This window comes from Actinospica durhamensis, from assembly GCF_018139695.1.
GTDB classification, from domain to species: domain Bacteria; phylum Actinomycetota; class Actinomycetes; order Streptomycetales; family Catenulisporaceae; genus Actinospica; species Actinospica durhamensis.
In genome coordinates this window covers 1-16,080 of record NZ_JAGSOG010000087.1, presented here as the reverse complement: position 1 = coordinate 16,080, position 16,080 = coordinate 1, and the positions used below count along the sequence as shown (strand labels likewise).

Below are 16,080 nucleotides of genomic sequence, written 5' to 3'. Positions count from 1 at the left end.
CCTGGACGTGCCTGTCTGTGTGCTTGTCTTCGGATCGGGCCGTCACGTCGCCGGGACGACCTGCGTGCCGGTAGTCAGCTTGTTGTTCGACCATTGATTTCCGCTGCCACCGGCGTTCCAGTACGCGACCGGCCCGTAGAACCCGCACGAGCCCGCGTACACGGTGGAGAAGATGTTCCCGGTCACCACGACGCCGGTGGCCCCGCTGCCGCCGCCGTAGACCGTGTAGCCACCGCCGGCCAGCCAGTTGTCGCTGATCGTGGTGTTGGAGATGGGACCGGTGTTCGGCAGCAGGCCGATCACCGAGGTGGTGCCCTGCCCGACGGGCACCGGATTGAGCAGCGTGTTGTGCACCACGCGCAGACCCAGCGTGTCGTCGCCGTCGCTGATCACGGCGTCCAGGTGCGCGTAGCCGCCGGAGCGGTTGATGAACGGCACGATGTCGTGCACGTAGTCGTCGTGGATGTAGCCGTGGCCCATGGACAGCGCGTCGGCGAACACGGACACGTCGTCCCAGCCGACCTCGATCGTGCCGTCGCCCATGTCGGAGACGGCGTAGTCCTCGCCGCCGTTGTCCGGCCCGGCCCCGGGTGTCCCGGTGAGCCGGCTGTGCAGGATGCGCAGGCCGGTGTAGCCGGGCCGCAGGTTCACCGCCCACCAGTTCGTCGAGGTGATCCGGGTGTCGATCACGGTGACGTCGTTGGCGTACACGTCCAGCGAGCCGGACAGGTCCCAGCCGCTGATGACCTCGCCGTTCTGCTTGATCTCGACGTTGCCGGAGTGGCTGGCGAAACTGGCGGTGCGCGGTCCGGTGCTCTCGGCGTCCGGGAAGCCGCAGGCGCCCGGCGTGCTGCAGGACGTCGCGGCGGCGGAGGACGCGGCCGCCTTGGCCTTCGTCGCGGCGGCCGAGGCCCGGCCGGAGGCGGCCGTCGTGATCACACTCGCCGTCAGGCTCGGCGCCGGGCCGAGCGAACCGGCCGCCTGCCCGGGCGAGCTCGAGGTACTGCCCGCGGGCGCGCCGACGATGATGGGCGCCACCGCGCCCGAGCCGGGGCTGGAACCGAACAGCAGCCAGGCCGCGAGACCCAGCCCACACGCGACGAACCCCGCGACGAGCAGAGCTCGTCGCGGGGCACGGGAGCCGCCGTGTCGCGGCACGCCTCTCATCCGACCGCTGCCAACAGGGCCTCGACGACCCGCTCCTGCTCGTCCGCGGTCAGGTGCGGGTGCAGCGGGAGCGAGAGGATCCGGTCGGCCGCGTCCTCGGCCCGCGGGAACGCGCCCGGACCGTAGCCGAGGTGGGCGAAGGCCGGGGTCAGGTGCAGCGGGAACGGGTAGTGCACGCCCGCGCCGATGCCCTCGGCGTTGAGCTTCTCCACCACCGCGTCACGCCGCGAGCCGCCGTCGCCGGGTTCGCCGACCTTGACCACGTACAGGTGCCAGACGTGCTCGTTGCCCTCCAGCACCGTCGGCGTCCGGACCAGGTCCTGCCCGGCCAGCAGCGCGTCGTAGCGGGCGGCGGCGGCGCGGCGCGCCTCGTTCCACCCGGCCAGCCGCTTGAGCTTGGCCCGCAGCACGACCGCCTGCAGCGCGTCGAGCCGGCTGTTGCGCCCGACGACGACGTGCTCGTACTTGCTCCGGCCGCCGTGGTTGGCCAGGATCCTGACGGCCTCGGCCAGTTCGGCGTCGTCGGTCAGCACCGCGCCCGCGTCCCCGTAGGCGCCGAGGTTCTTGCCCGGGTAGAAGCTGGTGGCCGCCACGCCCCCGACCCCGGCCTGCCGGCCCAGCCGGCGGCCACCCTGGCACTGGGCCGCGTCCTCCACGATCCGCGCCGAGCCGCCCTCGAGCAGCGCGCCGAGCCGTTCGACCGGGGCGAGCTGGCCGTAGAGGTGCACCGGCAGCACGGCCTTGGTGCGCGGCCCGACCGCCGCGGCGGCGGCCTCGACGTCGATCAGGTAGTCCTCGTCGCAGTCCACGAGCACCGGCCGCGCCCCGGTGAGGGCGACCGCCTCGGCCGTGGCGGCGAAGGTGTTGGCGGGCAGCACCGCCTCGTCGCCCGGGCCGAGTCCGAGCGCGCGCAGCACCAGCTCCAGCGCGTCGGTGCCGTTGGCCACGCCCACGCAGTGGCGCACCTCGCCGAACGCGGCGAACTCCTGCTCGAACGCGGCCACCTCGGCCCCGCCGACGAAGCCGGTACAGGCCAGCACGCGCTCGAACCCCTCGCGTACCTCCTGCTCGACCTCGGCGTGCGCGGCCTTGAGGTCAACCAGCGCTATCCCCCTCATGACTTACGATCCTCCCCTGTTCGTGGTCTGCGATGTGGCGGCGTCGGAGAACGCCAGGGTCCGCAGGTAGCGCGCCGGGTTCCCGGCCCACACCTGTCCGGACGGGATGTCGCCCAGCACCACGGAGCCCATGCCCACCACGGATCCGGCTCCGATCCGGACGTACTCGCGCACCAGCGCGCCCGCGCCGAGGTAGGCGCCGCGCTCCACGTGCACCCCGCCGGCGAGGCAGACCCCCGAGGCGACGGTGACGTAGTCCTCGATCACGTTGTCGTGGGTGAACACGGCCCGCGGCATCACCGCGACGTGCGCCCCGATCCGGACCGCGGCCGTCAGCACGCTGTGCGCCAGCAGCACCGAGCCGGGGCCGATGGTCGAGTCCGAAGACACCTCGACCGACGGGTGCACGAAGGTGGCGAAGCGCGAGGCGGGCAGGTCCACCCGGCGGGCCACCCGCATCCGGGCCAGCGGGTCGCGCACGCTGCCGACGCACAGCACCACGCCGGCCGGCGCGAGCGAGCGGGCCAGGTCGCCGCCGCCGAGCACGGGCGTGCCGGCCACCTCTCCCCCGGCCAGCAGCGGGTCGTCGTCGAGGAAGCCGAGCAGCCGCCAGGAGCCGCCGGCGGCCCGGGCGGCGGCGACGGCCTGCGCCGTCTCGCGCCCGAAGCCGCCCGCGCCGAAGATCAGCAGCTCGGACTGCGCGTCCGTCTCCTCAGGCACCTGATGCCACCGGTTCCAGCAGCGCCGCCACCACGCGCTCCTGCTGTGCCGCCGTCATCGTGTGGAACAGCGGCAGGATCAGCGAGTCGCGGGTCAGCCGCTCGGTGACCGGCAGGTCGACGTGCTCGACCTTCTCGTAGGCCGGCTCCAGGTGCGAGGCCATGATCCCGCGCCGGGCCGAGATCCCGCCCTCGGCCAGCCGCGCCAGCGCGCCGTCGCGCCCGCCCGGGAAGTCCGGGTCGAGCAGCACCCAGAAGGACTGGTAGTTGCTCTGCCCGTACTCCGGGTCGCGCACCGCCCGCACCCCGGGCACGTCCTCGAGCAGCGCGTGGTAGTGCGCGGCGAGCTCGCGGCGGCGGGCGATCATCGCGTCCAGCTTCTCCAGCTGGATCAGCCCGATCGCGGCCTGGATGTCGGTCATCCGGAAGTTGAAGCCGACCTCCAGGTACTGCTCGAGCACCGGGCCGGTGCTGGCGTGCCGGTCCGCGGCCGAGACGGACATGCCGTGCTCGCGCAGCCGCCGCAGCCGGGCGGCCCGGTCCGCGTCGTCGAGGGTGAGCATGCCGCCCTCGCCGGTGGTCAGCAGCTTGCGCGGGTGGAAGGACCAGGCCGCGACCAGCGCGTCGGCTCCGACCGGCGCGCCGCGGTAGGTCGAACCGGCGGCGCAGGCCGCGTCCTCGACCAGCAGGATGTCCAGCGGCTCGGCCAGCTCGCGCAGCGCCCGCACGTCGGCGGGCACCCCGCCCTGGTGCACCAGCACGATCGCCCGGGTGCGCGGGCCGAGCACTGCCCGGACCGTCTCAGGGGTCAGATTCCCGGTCTGCTCGTCCACGTCCGCGAACACCGGCTCGGCGCCGACGTAGCGCACCGCGTTCGCGGTGGCGATGAAGGAGAACGACGGCACGATCACCTCGTCGTCCGGTCCGATCCCGCAGGCGACCAGGGCCAGGTGCAGCGCGGTGGTGCAGGAGCTGACGGCGACGCCGTGCCCGGCCCCGACGCGCTCGGCGAAGGCGCCCTCGAACTGCGCGACGCGCGGGCCCTGGGCGATCCAGCCGGAGGCCACCACCTCGGCGACCGCCTTCTCCTCCCGCTCGCCGAGGAAGGGCACCATCACTGGGATCCGGTCGGTCGTGGTGCTCATCGCGCCGCCACCTCGGGCGCGCCGGCCGCGGCCTCGGCCGCTTCGGCCGCGCGCTCGGCCCGCCACCAGCGCACCAGGTCGCGCAGGCCCTCGTCCAAGCCGATCTCGGCCCGGAAGCCGAGCCGCTCGGCCGCCGCGGAGGTGTCGGCCAGCCTGCGCCGCACCCCGTTGACCGCGCGCTCGGGCCCGTGCTCGACCGCGAGGCCGTGCGCGTCCATGGCCGCGAGCAGCCCCTCGGCCAGCTGCAGCAGGCTCGTCTCGACCCCGCAGGCCACGTTGAACACCGCGTCGGTCACCGGCGCCTCGGCAGCGAGCAGGTTGGCCCGGGCGATGTCGGCCACGTGCACGAAGTCCATGGTCTGCGCCCCGTCGCCGAAGATCAGCGGCGGCTGGCCCTGCACGATCCGCTCCATCCAGCGGATGAGCACCTCGGTATAGAGCCCGTGGATGTCCATCCGCGGGCCGTAGACGTTGAAGTAGCGCAGCGCGACGTAGTCGAGCCCGTGCATGGCGTGGAAGCTGCGCAGCATCGCCTCGTTGAAGGCCTTCGCCGCGCCGTAGAACGTGTCGTTGTGATAAGGGTGCTGATCCTCCGGCGTGGGGAAGCGGTCGGCGAGACCGTAGACCGAGGCCGAGGAGGAGGCCACGACCTTGCGCACGCCCGCCTCCACCGCCGCCTCCAGCACGTTGAAGGTGCCGTCGACCAGGACCTCGTTGGCCAGCCGCGGCTCCTGCGCGCACTGGGTGATGCGGATCGCGGCGAGGTGGAAGACCAGGTCCGCCCCGTCGACCGCGGACGCCAGGGCCTTGCGGTCGCGGATGTCGCCGTCGATCACCTCCACCGGGCCGTGGGCGGTGGCCCAGGCCAGGTTCTCCGCCCGGCCGCGCACGAAATTGTCGAACACGACGATCCGCGCGGCGTTCTCCTTCACCAGCAGGTCCACCAGATTGGACCCGATGGTGCCCGCGCCGCCGGTGACCAGGACGCGGCGGCCCGCGACCGGGACGCCGTGTTCCGGCGCGCTGTGCAAGCTGTTCACGAGCTCGTTCCCTTCGTTCCCTGCAAGGCGACGGGTGCCCCGTCGAGTTCGAGGCTGCGGGAGGCGGACTCGAGGATGTCCACCACGCGCAGGCCCGCGCGGCCGTCGGTCGGCGGCGGGGTTCCGGTGTTGATCGCGGTCGCGAAGGCCTCGACCATGGTGCGCAGCGCCTCGCGCTCGGCCAGGGCGGGCGCGACCATGTCGCCGGAGCGGTAGCTGATCTGCATCTCGCGCCGGGTCTGCTCGCTCAGCTGGGCCGGCGGGGTCAGGTCCACGCCGCGGTCGAACACCGCGATGCGCTGGGTCGGGTTCAGGTCGTCCCACAACAGCGTCCGCTTGGAACCGCCGATCATGGTGGTGCGCACCTTGCTCGGAGAGAGCCAGTTGACGTGGAAGTGCGCGATCGCCCCGCCGGTGAGGTTGAGCGTGAGGTAGCCGACGCAGGCGCGCCCGGCTCCGATCGGGTCGGCGCCGTGGGCGGCCACCGAGAGCGGCGCCATGCCCGGCGGGAGGATGAAGTCGAGGATGGAGAGGTCGTGCGGCGCCAGGTCCCACAGCACGTCCACGTCCGGCTGCACCAGACCGAGGTTGATCCGCACCGAGTCCAGGAAGTGCAGGTCGCCGAGCTCGCCCGAGGCGATCAGGTCCCTGATGTAGGTGACGGCCGGGGTGTAGCAGTAGGTGTGGTCGCACATCAGGATCAGGCCGCGCTCCTCGGCCGCCTCGACCAGCTCGCGGCCCTCGGCGTACCCGGCGGCCAGGGGCTTTTCCACCAGCACGTGCTTGCCCGCGCGCAGCGCGGCCAGGGCGAGGTCGCGGTGGGTGGCGGCCGGGGTGGCGATGGCCACGGCCGCGACCTGCGGGTCGGCCAGCACCCGCGCGTAGTCGTCGGTCGCGGTCACGGTGGAGTAGCGCCCGAGCGCGCGTTGGGCCCGCTCGATCCGCAGGTCGCACATCCAGCGCAGCTCGAAGGACTCCGAGGCCTGGAAGTTGCGCACCAGGTTCGGTCCCCAGTAGCCGCCGCCGACCACGGCCACGCCCAGGCCCGCGGGCTCGGACGAGGCGGCCGGGGCGCCGTGTATATCAGTGGTCATCGTCTCCGTGCCCGTCGTCATCAGAAGGCCCCGTCCCCGCGCACGACGGCCGAGGTGGTGCGCAACAGGATCATCGCGTCCAGGCTGGGCGACCAGTTCTCCACGTAGCTCAGGTCCAATCGTTCCGATTCGGCCCAGGAGAGCGAGGAACGCCCGCTGACCTGCCACAGGCCGGTCAGTCCCGGCTTGACCGCGAGGCGCCGGCGCATCTCGTCGGTGTAGCGCTCCGCCTCGGCCGGCAGCGGCGGGCGCGGGCCGACCAGGGCCATCGAGCCGTCGACCACGTTCAGCAGCTGCGGCAGTTCGTCCAGGGAGTAGCGGCGCAGCGCACCGCCGATCCGGGTCAGCCGCGGATCCTTGCTGATCTTGAACAGCGGTCCGTCGGCCATCTCGTTCAGGTGCGCCACCTCGGCCTGCCGGGCCTCGGCGTCCACGCACATGGTGCGGAACTTCAGACAGGTGAACTCGGCCCCGTCCTTGCCCACCCGGGTCTGCCGGAAGAGCGCGGGCCCCGGGCTGGTGGCCCGCACCAGCACCGCGAGCACGATCATCAGGGGGCTGAGCAGGGTCAGGATGAGCAGCGCGCAGGCCCGCTGGCACAGGTCGGTGAGCCAGCGCGACGGTCCGGTGAGCACCGGCGCGCGCAGGTGCAGCAGCGGCAGCCCGCCGCTGTGCGCCATCGCGATCCGCCCGGCCGAGACGTCGGTGAGGATGGGCGCGAGCGCCACGTCCACCCCGGCCTCGTTCAGCTCCCAGCAGATCCGGCGCAGGGCGGTGCGGCCGAGGCCGGAGCCGCCGAGCAGGATCACCGCGTCGCAGCGGTTGGCCCGGGCCGCGCGCACGATCTCCCCGGCGCCGCCGACCACCGGCACCGGCAGGTCGAGCAGGCTCTCGTTCTCGCCCTCGCCGCCGATGACGCAGGCGGCCACCACGCTCAGCTGCTTGGCGTCGGCCGGGCGCCGGTGCGCCAGGAACTCGTCGATGGTGCGCAGGTGGCCCACCAGCAGGCCGCGCCGGGCCTCGTAGCGGTGCCCGTAGTCGTAGGAGCCGAGGCGCTGGACCAGGACCCTGATACAGGGCGTGAGCAGGGCGGCGTAGGCGACCGTCAGCACGTCGCGGCGCATCAGGGCCATGCTGTCGATCAGCAGGCTGACGAAGGCGATCAGCACGCCGATCCGGACCGCGACCCGCACCACGCGGTTGCGCAGTCCGTCGTCCCCGGGCAGCAGTCGGCGGCCGTAGGCACCGCAGGCGGCAAGGCCGAGCACCCACAGCGGCACCACCGCGAAGGTGGCCAGCCGGGTCGGGGTTCCGTGCAGGCCGGCGACGTCGCTGCCACCGAGGTGCCAGAGCGTCGCGAGCACGGCGGCCGCGCAGGCGGCGCCGGTATCGGATAGGACGAGTGTCCAGATCCGGGGGCGACGCGGGCCGGCGATGAGCCCTCGGTACTCCGCCTCCGGATCTCGACGTGTGGGTGTGACACTTACTGAAGTCATCGCTCTCCCCGGACAATGATCAGTATGAGCGAAACAATGGGCGCACGTCGAAAGGCGCGCTGCCGAGCAGCAACCATCCGCCGTAAAAGAAGGTCCCTCCCCTTCAATACCTTGACAGGCAGATGATCGAGAAGCGGCAGCAGCTTCTCACAGGACAGCAAACTAGCGGCAATAGGGGTTCGATTGAAAGGGTTTCACCAAAGCTTCATAAAGTCGCAGGTGCACGAGGGCGCACCTGCGTCGATGTCGTGCGCCTGGCGCAACCTGTGACCCTCCGTCACGCCCGTCGCACCGTATGATGCCAACATACTGGAGCGTTTCGTATCAAATCGACCACGTAAGGGCACGCTGAAAGTTGCGATCATTGCCGATCTTTGCCAAACAATGACGTAACGTAGAATTTGCATACCCCGAGTGGACAGATCGAGTGGAGACCCTGATACTGCTGCCCGTGACTAGCGTCGTCGTCCCCGCATTCAACGAGGCCACGGCCCTTCCTCGACTCCTGTCTCACCTGCTGGAGGACGCGGAACCGGGGGAGCTCGAGGTGCTGGTGGTCCCCAACGGCTGCAGCGACGACTCGGCGGCGGTGGCGCGCTCCTTCGGCCCGGCGGTGCGGGTCATCGAGACCCCGGTGGCGAACAAGCACCGGGCGATGCGGCTGGCCGACGAGGCCGCCGCGGGGCACTTCCCCCGGCTGTACGTGGACGCGGACGTGGAGCTCGGCTGCGCCGACGTGCGGCTGCTGGCCGCCGCCCTGGCGGACGGGGCGCTGGCCGCGGTCCCGGAGCGGGCGATCGCCACCCTGGGCTGTCCGTGGACCGTGCGCTGGTACTACGACGTGTGGCTCAGGCTCCCGGTGGTGCGGGCCGGTTTGTTCGGCCGCGGCGTGATCGGGGTGTCGCAGGCCGGTTACGCGCGTCTTTCGCAGATCCCAGAGCTGATGGGCGACGACCTGGCCGCCTCGCTCGTGTTCGGCGCCGAGGAGCGCACCGTGGTGGCCGGGGCCTTCGCCCGGATCCACCCGCCGCGCACCCTGGCCGACCTGCTGCGCCGCCGGATCCGGGTCCAGACGGTCACCACCCAGGCGAGCGCGCGCGCCGAACTCGCCGACGCCGGCGCGGCCGCCCGCACCAGCCGCGCCGACCTCATGGCCCTGATCCGCAGCGAGCCGCTGCGGATGGCCCCGCGCGTCGCCTGGTTCCTGTGCGTGACGGTGATCGCGCGTCGCCGGGCCCGCAAGGCCGTCGCGGCCGGCGACTACACCACCTGGCTGCGCGACGAGAGCAGCCGGGAGCCGCATCCGCCGCAGCCCGCGCAGCCCGCGCAGACGCGGCCCGGGAGCGGCGCCGAGTGAACGCCGCGCGGATCGAGATCGTCGTCGTCACCTGGAACAGCGCGTCCGTGCTCGGCGGCCTGCTGGACTCGCTGCCGGCCGGGCTGGGCGGCCAGAACTACCACCTGACCGTCGTCGACAACGACTCGGCCGACGAGACCGTGGCCCTGACCGAGGGCTGGCTGCGCGAACACCCGGACGTGGACGGCGGGGTGCTGCCGACCGGCGGCAACCTCGGCTACGCGGCCGCGATCAACGCGGCGCTACGGCAGGCCGAGCCGTATACCTCGGCGCTGATCCTCAACCCCGATGTCCGGCTCGAGCCCGGCACCGTCCGGCCCATGCTCGACCTGCTCGAGGCCCCGGGCGAGCCGGGCGCGCCGGCCACCGGGATCGTCGTGCCCTGTATGTACAGCACGCAGGGGGAACTGGCATACTCGCTGCGGCGCGAGCCCTCGATTCCGCGCGCCTTCGGCGAAGCCGTCCTGGGCGGCCGGGCCGGGCGCGTGTCCTGGCTCGGCGAGAGCGTGCTCGACCCCGCCGCGTACCGGGCGAGCACCACCGTCGACTGGGCCACCGGCGCGATCTTGCTGATCTCGGCCCGGTGCCTGGAGCAGTGCGGGCCCTGGGACGAGTCGTTCTTCCTCTACTCCGAGGAGACGGAGTTCGCCCTGCGGGCCCGCGACAACGGCTTCGCCACCCGCCTCGCGCCCGAGGCGAAGGCCACCCACATCGGCGGCGATTCGCACACCTCGGCGCGCCTGTGGGCGCTGCTGTCGGTCAACCGCGTCCGCCTCTACCGCCGCCGCCACCCCTGGCCGGCCACCGCGCTCTACTGGTGCGCCGTGCTGCTGCGCGAGGCCCCCCGCGCCGCCCTGGGCCGCCGCACCAGCCGGGCCGCCGTGACCGCCCTGCTGCGGCTGCGGCCCGTCAACGTGCCCTGACGCCGCCCGCCGGCTCCGCCGCCGCACCGGCACCGGCACCGGCACCGGCACCGGCACCGGCACCGGCACCGGCACCGGCACCGGCACCGGCGGAGAATCCCGCCGCGGCCAGGACGGTGGCCAGCAGCCCGGGAAAACGCGCGTCGAGCTCGGCCGCGCGCAAGGTCATCCGGCGGTGCCGCCCGTCCTCGACCGTGCTGGTCAGTCCGGCCTCGCGCAGGATCCGCCAGTGGTTGCTCAGCGTCGACTTCGGCACCTGGACGCCCGGGGGCGCGCAGGTGGTCTCGCCCTCTGCGGCGAGGTGGCCCACCAACGCGAGCCGGACCGGATCGCCGAGGGCGTGCAGCAGCAGGGCGAGATCGAGGTCTGCGACGGCGGGTTGCGGAAGGACGCGCACGGCGGCACGCTACCAGACTGTTTGTCAGTTCGGGATTATCGAACTATTCTCGCCGCATGATTCCCCTCGGAGTGGCCCTGCAGCCGCGCGGCGCGGGCGGCAACGCGATCGACGCACTCGTGGCCCAGGCCCGGCAGGCCGCCGAGGCGGGCCTTGAGTCGGTGTGGCTCGGGCAGATGTACGACCTGGACGCGCTGACCGCCGCCGCCGTGATCGGCCGCGAGGTGCCCGACATCGGCCTCGGCACCGCCGTGACGGTGACCCACACCCGCCATCCGATCACCATGTCCAGCCAGGCGCAGACCGTGCAGGCCGCCGTCGGCGGACGCCTCACGCTCGGCATCGGCGTCTCGCACCGCCGCCCGATCGAGCAGCGCTTCGGCCTGGACTTCGCCCACCCGGCCCGGCACATGCGCGAATACCTCGAAGCCCTACAGCCTCTGCTGCGCGAGGGCGCCGTGAACGTACACGGCTCGATGATCACGGCCGACACCAGCGGTTTCTCCGGGCACGTCGCCGGCAGCACTCCCCCGCCGGTGCTGGTCGCCGCGCTCGGGCCGGCGATGCTGCGCGTGGCCGGGGAGCTCGCGGACGGCACCGTGACCTTCCTGGCCGGTCCGCGCGCCCTCGGCACGCACATCGTGCCGAAGCTGACTGCGGCCGCGGCGGGCCGGGCCGCGCAGGTGGTCGCGAGCCTGCCCGTCTGCGTCACCGGGGACCGCGAGGACGCACACGAACGGGCCGCGGCCGAGCTCGGCTTCTACGCCGCGGTCCCCTCCTACCGGATGCTGCTCGACCTCGAACAGCTCTCCTCGCCCACGCAGGCGGCCGTCATCGGGGACGAATCCGAGGTCGAGGACCGAATCAGGCAGCTGGCGGAGGTCGGGGTGACCCGGTTCGTGGCCAACGTCCCGGGCTTCGCCACCGCACGCGAGCGCGAGCGCACCCTGGGACTGCTCGCAGCGATGGCAGGGGCCTGACGCCAAAGCGCCAAACCCCTGCCATGGGTTCTGCTACCGCGCCGCCGTCAGCGGGCGCGGCCGCGGAAGTTCTGCGAGACCTTCGCCGCGCCGCCGGTTGCGCCTGCGGAGCCCGAGCCGGCGCCCGCGCCGCCGGAGGCACGCCGCGGGCGCGAGCCCGACTGCGCGCCCGAGCCGGCGCCGGTGACCGCGGCGCCGCGACCCTCGCCCTTGCGGGCGCCGCCGGACTTGCCCGCGGCCGACTTGCCGGCGCCGGACTTGCCGGACCCGCCGGCGGAGCCCTGTCCGCCGCCGGAGCCGTTCGCACGGGGGCTCACGACCTGCTTCTGCGCCCCGGCCGACCCGGTGCCGCGCCGCGGCCGGTTCCGGCGTGCGCCGCCCTGGCCCTCGCCCGAGGTGGCCGGAGCCGACTCGGCCCGGCGCGCGGCGGCCGCCTCGCCGGTGAGCTCGGCGATCACCGCGGGCTCGGCCAACGTGCGGGTGCCGGGCGCCAGGGTGGCGATCATCGGGTCGCCGGGCGCGAGGCGGGTGGTGGTGGCGGTGATCTTGGCCTTGCGGATCAGGTCGCGCACCTCGCCCACCTGCGCGTCCGTCATCAGCGTGACCACCGTGCCGGAGTTCCCGGCCCGCGCGGTACGCCCGGAGCGGTGCAGGTACGCCTTGTGCTCGACCGGCGGGTCGGCGTGCACGACCAGCGAGACCTCGTCCACGTGGATGCCGCGGGCGGCGATGTCGGTGGCGACCAGGGCGGTGGCCTGCCCGGCGGTGAAGGCCGCGAGGTTGCGCGTACGGGCGCCCTGGGTCAGGTTCCCGTGCAGGTCGACCGCGGGGATGCGGGCCGCGAGCAGCTGCCGGGCGAGCTTCTTCGCGCCGTGCTTGGTGCGGGTGAACACGATCGTGCGCCCGGGGGCGGAGACGAGCTCGACCAGGACCGCGAGCCGGTCCTCGGACTCGACGTGCAGCACGTGGTGGCTCATCTTCGGCACTTCGGACAGGGCCGAGTCGACCGAGTGCGTCACCGGCTTGTCCAGGTAGCGGCGCACCAGGACGTCGATGCCGTTGTCCAGCGTGGCGGAGAACAGCAGGCGCTGCCCGCGCGCCGGGGTGGCGTCCAGGATGCGCTTGACCATGGGCAGGAAGCCGAGGTCGGCCATGTGGTCGGCCTCGTCCAGCACCGTGATCTCGACCTCGCCGAGGTTCGCGATGCCGCTGTCGACGTGGTCGAGCAGCCGGCCCGGGCAGGCCACCACCAGGTCGAGGCCCGAGCGCAGCGCGGAGATCTGCGGGCGCGCCCCGACTCCGCCGAAGATGGCGGCGGTGCGCAGGCCCAGCGCCTTGGCCAGCGGCTCGGCCGCGGTGTGGATCTGGGTGGCGAGCTCCCTGGTCGGAGCCAGGATCAGCGCCCGCGGGTAGTTCGGCCGCCGCTTGCGCGGGTCCTGCGCGAGGCGGGTGAGCACGGGCAGCAGGAAGCCGAGGGTCTTGCCGGAGCCGGTGCGGCCGCGGCCGAGCACGTCGCGCCCGGCCAGGGCGTCCGGCAGCGTGGCCGCCTGGATCGGGAACGGCGCGGTGATGCCGTCGGCCGCGAGCAGCTCGGTCAGCTGCCGGGGGACGCCGAGCTCCGCGAAGCTGGCGACCGGCAAGGCCACCGCGGCGGGCGCGGCGGTCGGCATGGTGGCAACGGGGGCGCCGGACACGGCGGCCGCAGAGGAAGTGGTGGATCGAGCAGGGCGGCGCGCCGCCATAGAACACTCCGAACGTGGTGGAAGCCGCGGCTCAGCACAGAACACCTGCCGGTGAGCGGGTGCCGACTGTGTGGCCAACGAAGTCCCGACAGTCACAGGGAGCGGAATCAAGATTGCGGCATGAGGCCCTATGGCGCTCACGCCCTTCAGTATAGGGCCCAGCCGTCCAGTGATTGAAAAGCACCCGGGTGGCTGGCCGGAACCACGCCGGTCCCCCGCGCCCCACAATGCTCGCCACGCGTCCCTGACCAGGCAGTTTCCAGCCGCCGCAGGCGAGCGGGATGGTTCCCGATCCACCCGCGGCGGCCGGCCGCAGACGGGGCGGTTCAGTCCAGGTGCAGCAGGCTCGGCCACAACTGCGCCCAGCTGCCCTTCGGATCCTGACACAGGTAGAACGCCACGCCGCGGGCGGTCTCGTCGTTGCCCAGCCCGTCCGGCAGCGTGTACGGCCCGATCTCGGTGACCTTCCCGAACACCTCGCGCAGGTCGGCGAGCGGGAGACCGATGACGAACACGGTCTGGTCGCTGCCCGCGGGCGGTCCCCAGAGCCAGTAGTTGTTGTGGCCGCTCGCGATCGTGCGGTGGACGCCCGCGTCCGGCCCGAGGATGGTCAGCGCGCCGGCCTCCTCGTAGTCGCTGGTGAAGATCGGCACGTCCGCCGGGAGCGCCTTGGTGTCCTGGGCCACCTCGGTCACGAACCGGGACCAGCCGTAGGTGTCCATCACGTTGGGGTCGAGCGCGCGGATCTTGTTCGAGGCCTGCGGCGGCAGCACCGGCAGGCACAGCAGCACGCTGATCACCATCATCAGGGCGATGGCCGCCGGCACGCGGCGCGCGCGCTCACCGCCGTCGCGCTCGAGGTGCACGGCGCCGGCCGCGAACAGCGCGGTCAGCACCGGCGCCGGATAGTACGCCTTGCCGCCCGAGGCGGTGAACAGCACGACCGCGACCACCGCGACGACCAGCATCCAGCGGTGCGCGCGCTGGTCCGCCGACTTGAGCTGCCGCACGCCGAACACCCACAGCATGATCAGCAGGACGCCCGCGTACACCGTCGCCAGCAGCGGCAGCTGTCCGATCAGCGAGCCGAGCGGGCCGCCGCTCTTGTGCGAGAGCGACCGCGTCATGCTCAGGTTGATCCAGCGGTGCTGCGCGTCCCAGACCAGGTTGGGCAGCTCGATCAGCACGGCCAGCGTGCCGGCCAGCCACGGCCCCTTCGTGCGCAGCACCTCGCGCCGGAAGAGCGCGAAGCCGACGCCGATCCCGAGCAGCAGCACCGCCATCGTCGACTTGTTCTCCAGGCCGAGGCCGGCCACCAGGCCCGCCGCCAGCCACGCCCGGGTGCTCCCGACCCGCAGCGCCCGGGTGACGAGTACGAGCACTGCCACCCAGAAGAACTGGTCCGTCACCGTCGTGCCGAACAGCATCGACGCCGCGACGAACACCGGGCTCGCGGCGACGGCGCCGGCCGCGATCGCCTGCGCGCGCCGCCGGCCGCCGAGCTCGGCCGCGAGCACCGCCGTCAGCAGGATGCACCCGGCCTGGAACGCGAGGGCCGTCAGGCGCAGTCCGACCAGGCCGTGCTCCGGCGGGAACGCCGCGGCCAGCCGGGCCAGGAACGGGCTCAGCGGCGGCTGGTCCACGTATCCCCAGGCCGGGTGGCGGCCGCAGATGACGTAGTAGAACTCGTCGCCGAACCAGCCGTACCGGGTGAGCACCGCGGCGTGGATCACCACCGCGAGCGCCGTCACCGCCAGGACCGGCCGCCAACCGACCGGCCGGCGCCTCCCACTCGTCTCCTGACTCGGCGGCGCGGTGCCGTCCAGAGTCGATTCGGTGCTCTGCGTCATCTCTCTCCCCCTGAGAATGTCGGTCCCCGTTGGATCAGGGCTCTGTCCGAGGTGTGCGGCCGGCCGGCAGGAACGCGGACGGCACCAGGTCGCGCACGGTGCGGCGGCAGTCCTCGTCGGAGAGCATCGCCGAGTCGGGATCGCCGTGCCGGTGCATGGCGAACCAGGCGATCGTCTCGACGATGAACCGGGCCGCGACCGGTACGTCGGGCACCGGCCGCAGCAGCCCCGCGTCGATACGCGAGCTCAGGAACTCCCCGAGCCGGGCCAGGATGGCCCGCCGGTTCTCCACGAAGTAGAACTGCGCGAGCTCCGGCAGCTCCGCCGAGACCCGCGCGACCAGTTGCAGCACCGTGCGATTGCGCTCGATGAATCCGTAGAGCGCGTCGACGACCGCCTGCAGCTCCGCTTCCACGGAGAGCTCGGGGCGGGCCTGCCGCGCGTCCCTGAGCGAGGCCGCCAGCGAACCGGAGTTCTCCTGCCTGCCCACCCAGATCCGCACCCGCTCCACGATCTCGTCCGGCGCGGGCGCCGTGACCGGGGCCTCGAGCAGGTCGACGCCGTCCGGGTCCAGCGCACGCAGCAGGGCGAGGTAGAGCAGCGCCTGCTTGCTGTCCGCGTACGTGTAGACCGCGCCGTGGCTCAACCCCAGGTCCGCGGCCACATCGGAGATGCCCGCGGGCCGGAAACCCTTGGCGGTGAACACCCGCATCGCCGCGTCGGCTATCTCACCGAGCGGCCGGGCCGGCAGTCGTCCTCGCACACCTCGAAGTTAGACTGACTGACTGAGTCAGTCAATACTCTCATCCAACAAACGCAAAGATCTTCGGAACCCCGGCTTCGGGTCGCGCGTGACTAGTCGGTGCGGAACGCGCTGAGCGGTTCGCGCAGGAACGGAGGGAGTGAGGGTGCGCAACAGTCAAGAGTTCGACGACTTCTATGCGGGATCGGTCCGCCGCGTCTCGGGCTATGTCTACGCGCTGACGGGTGATCGGGCGGAGACGGAGGACGTGGTCCAGGAGGCCTACGCGCGGGCGTGGCAGCACTGGGAC

15 protein-coding genes are annotated in these 16,080 nt (G+C 72.8%); 4 read left to right on the top strand and 11 right to left on the bottom strand.

Going from position 1 to position 16,080, the window contains the following annotated elements:
- Positions 1-42 precede the first annotated feature (42 nt).
- The 7 genes from KDL01_RS18265 to KDL01_RS18235 are packed head-to-tail and all read right to left on the bottom strand — an operon-like array spanning position 43 to position 7,779.
- Positions 43-1,158 (bottom strand): hypothetical protein, encoded by a 1,116-nt coding sequence (locus KDL01_RS18265; RefSeq protein WP_212529716.1) that lies wholly within the window; start codon positions 1,156-1,158, stop codon positions 43-45.
- 5 nt (positions 1,159-1,163) lie between these two features.
- Positions 1,164-2,285: a DegT/DnrJ/EryC1/StrS family aminotransferase gene (locus tag KDL01_RS18260; protein WP_212529715.1), complete on the bottom strand. Its 1,122-nt coding sequence runs from the start codon at positions 2,283-2,285 to the stop codon at positions 1,164-1,166.
- A 3-nt stretch (positions 2,286-2,288) separates the two neighbouring features.
- Positions 2,289-3,005 carry an acetyltransferase gene (locus KDL01_RS18255; protein WP_307846396.1) on the bottom strand — a complete coding sequence of 239 codons (717 nt, stop codon included), beginning with the start codon at positions 3,003-3,005 and terminating at the stop codon, positions 2,289-2,291.
- On the bottom strand, positions 2,998-4,149 hold the full coding sequence (locus KDL01_RS18250) for a DegT/DnrJ/EryC1/StrS family aminotransferase (protein WP_212529714.1): 1,152 nt from the start codon (positions 4,147-4,149) through the stop codon (positions 2,998-3,000). The genes KDL01_RS18255 and KDL01_RS18250 overlap by 8 nt, the downstream gene beginning before the upstream one ends.
- A complete protein-coding gene (locus tag KDL01_RS18245; protein ID WP_307846395.1) occupies positions 4,146-5,189 on the bottom strand; it encodes an NAD-dependent epimerase/dehydratase family protein in 1,044 nt (347 codons plus the stop codon). Before KDL01_RS18245 ends, KDL01_RS18250 begins: the two co-directional genes overlap by 4 nt.
- Entirely contained in the window at positions 5,186-6,283 is a 1,098-nt protein-coding gene (locus tag KDL01_RS18240) for a Gfo/Idh/MocA family protein (protein ID WP_212529727.1), read from the bottom strand. Before KDL01_RS18240 ends, KDL01_RS18245 begins: the two co-directional genes overlap by 4 nt.
- 20 nt (positions 6,284-6,303) lie before the next feature.
- Positions 6,304-7,779 carry a sugar transferase gene (locus tag KDL01_RS18235; protein ID WP_246576603.1) on the bottom strand — a complete coding sequence of 492 codons (1,476 nt, stop codon included), beginning with the start codon at positions 7,777-7,779 and terminating at the stop codon, positions 6,304-6,306.
- A gap of 451 nt (positions 7,780-8,230) precedes the next feature.
- On the opposite strand from KDL01_RS18235, the gene KDL01_RS18230 reads away from it, so the two are divergent.
- Positions 8,231-9,136 (top strand): glycosyltransferase family 2 protein, encoded by a 906-nt coding sequence (locus KDL01_RS18230; protein ID WP_212529712.1) that lies wholly within the window; start codon positions 8,231-8,233, stop codon positions 9,134-9,136.
- Positions 9,133-10,059 (top strand): glycosyltransferase, encoded by a 927-nt coding sequence (locus KDL01_RS18225; protein WP_212529711.1) that lies wholly within the window; start codon positions 9,133-9,135, stop codon positions 10,057-10,059. Before KDL01_RS18230 ends, KDL01_RS18225 begins: the two co-directional genes overlap by 4 nt.
- Here KDL01_RS18225 and KDL01_RS18220 read toward each other — a convergent pair.
- Positions 10,046-10,456: an ArsR/SmtB family transcription factor gene (locus tag KDL01_RS18220; RefSeq protein ID WP_212529710.1), complete on the bottom strand. Its 411-nt coding sequence runs from the start codon at positions 10,454-10,456 to the stop codon at positions 10,046-10,048. The genes KDL01_RS18225 and KDL01_RS18220 overlap by 14 nt on opposite strands.
- Before the next feature lie 56 nt (positions 10,457-10,512).
- Between KDL01_RS18220 and KDL01_RS18215 the strand changes: the two genes are divergently transcribed.
- Positions 10,513-11,436, top strand: a complete 924-nt coding sequence (locus KDL01_RS18215; RefSeq protein WP_212529709.1) for a TIGR03564 family F420-dependent LLM class oxidoreductase — start codon at positions 10,513-10,515, stop codon at positions 11,434-11,436.
- Between the two features lie 47 nt (positions 11,437-11,483).
- Here the strand turns inward: KDL01_RS18215 and KDL01_RS18210 are convergent, their stop codons facing one another.
- The 3 genes from KDL01_RS18210 to KDL01_RS18200 all read right to left on the bottom strand — a co-directional run bounded on the left by KDL01_RS18210 (position 11,484) and on the right by KDL01_RS18200 (position 15,791).
- On the bottom strand, positions 11,484-13,178 hold the full coding sequence (locus KDL01_RS18210) for a DEAD/DEAH box helicase (RefSeq protein WP_438801966.1): 1,695 nt from the start codon (positions 13,176-13,178) through the stop codon (positions 11,484-11,486).
- A 326-nt stretch (positions 13,179-13,504) separates the two neighbouring features.
- Positions 13,505-15,028: a glycosyltransferase family 39 protein gene (locus KDL01_RS18205; RefSeq protein WP_212529707.1), complete on the bottom strand. Its 1,524-nt coding sequence runs from the start codon at positions 15,026-15,028 to the stop codon at positions 13,505-13,507.
- Positions 15,029-15,062: 34 nt separating this feature from the next.
- Positions 15,063-15,791, bottom strand: a complete 729-nt coding sequence (locus tag KDL01_RS18200) for a TetR/AcrR family transcriptional regulator (RefSeq protein WP_212529706.1) — start codon at positions 15,789-15,791, stop codon at positions 15,063-15,065.
- A 139-nt stretch (positions 15,792-15,930) separates the two neighbouring features.
- Here KDL01_RS18200 and KDL01_RS45280 point away from each other — a divergent pair.
- Positions 15,931-16,080: RNA polymerase sigma factor (locus KDL01_RS45280; protein WP_307846398.1), on the top strand; the 150-nt coding region annotated here is incomplete at its 3' end.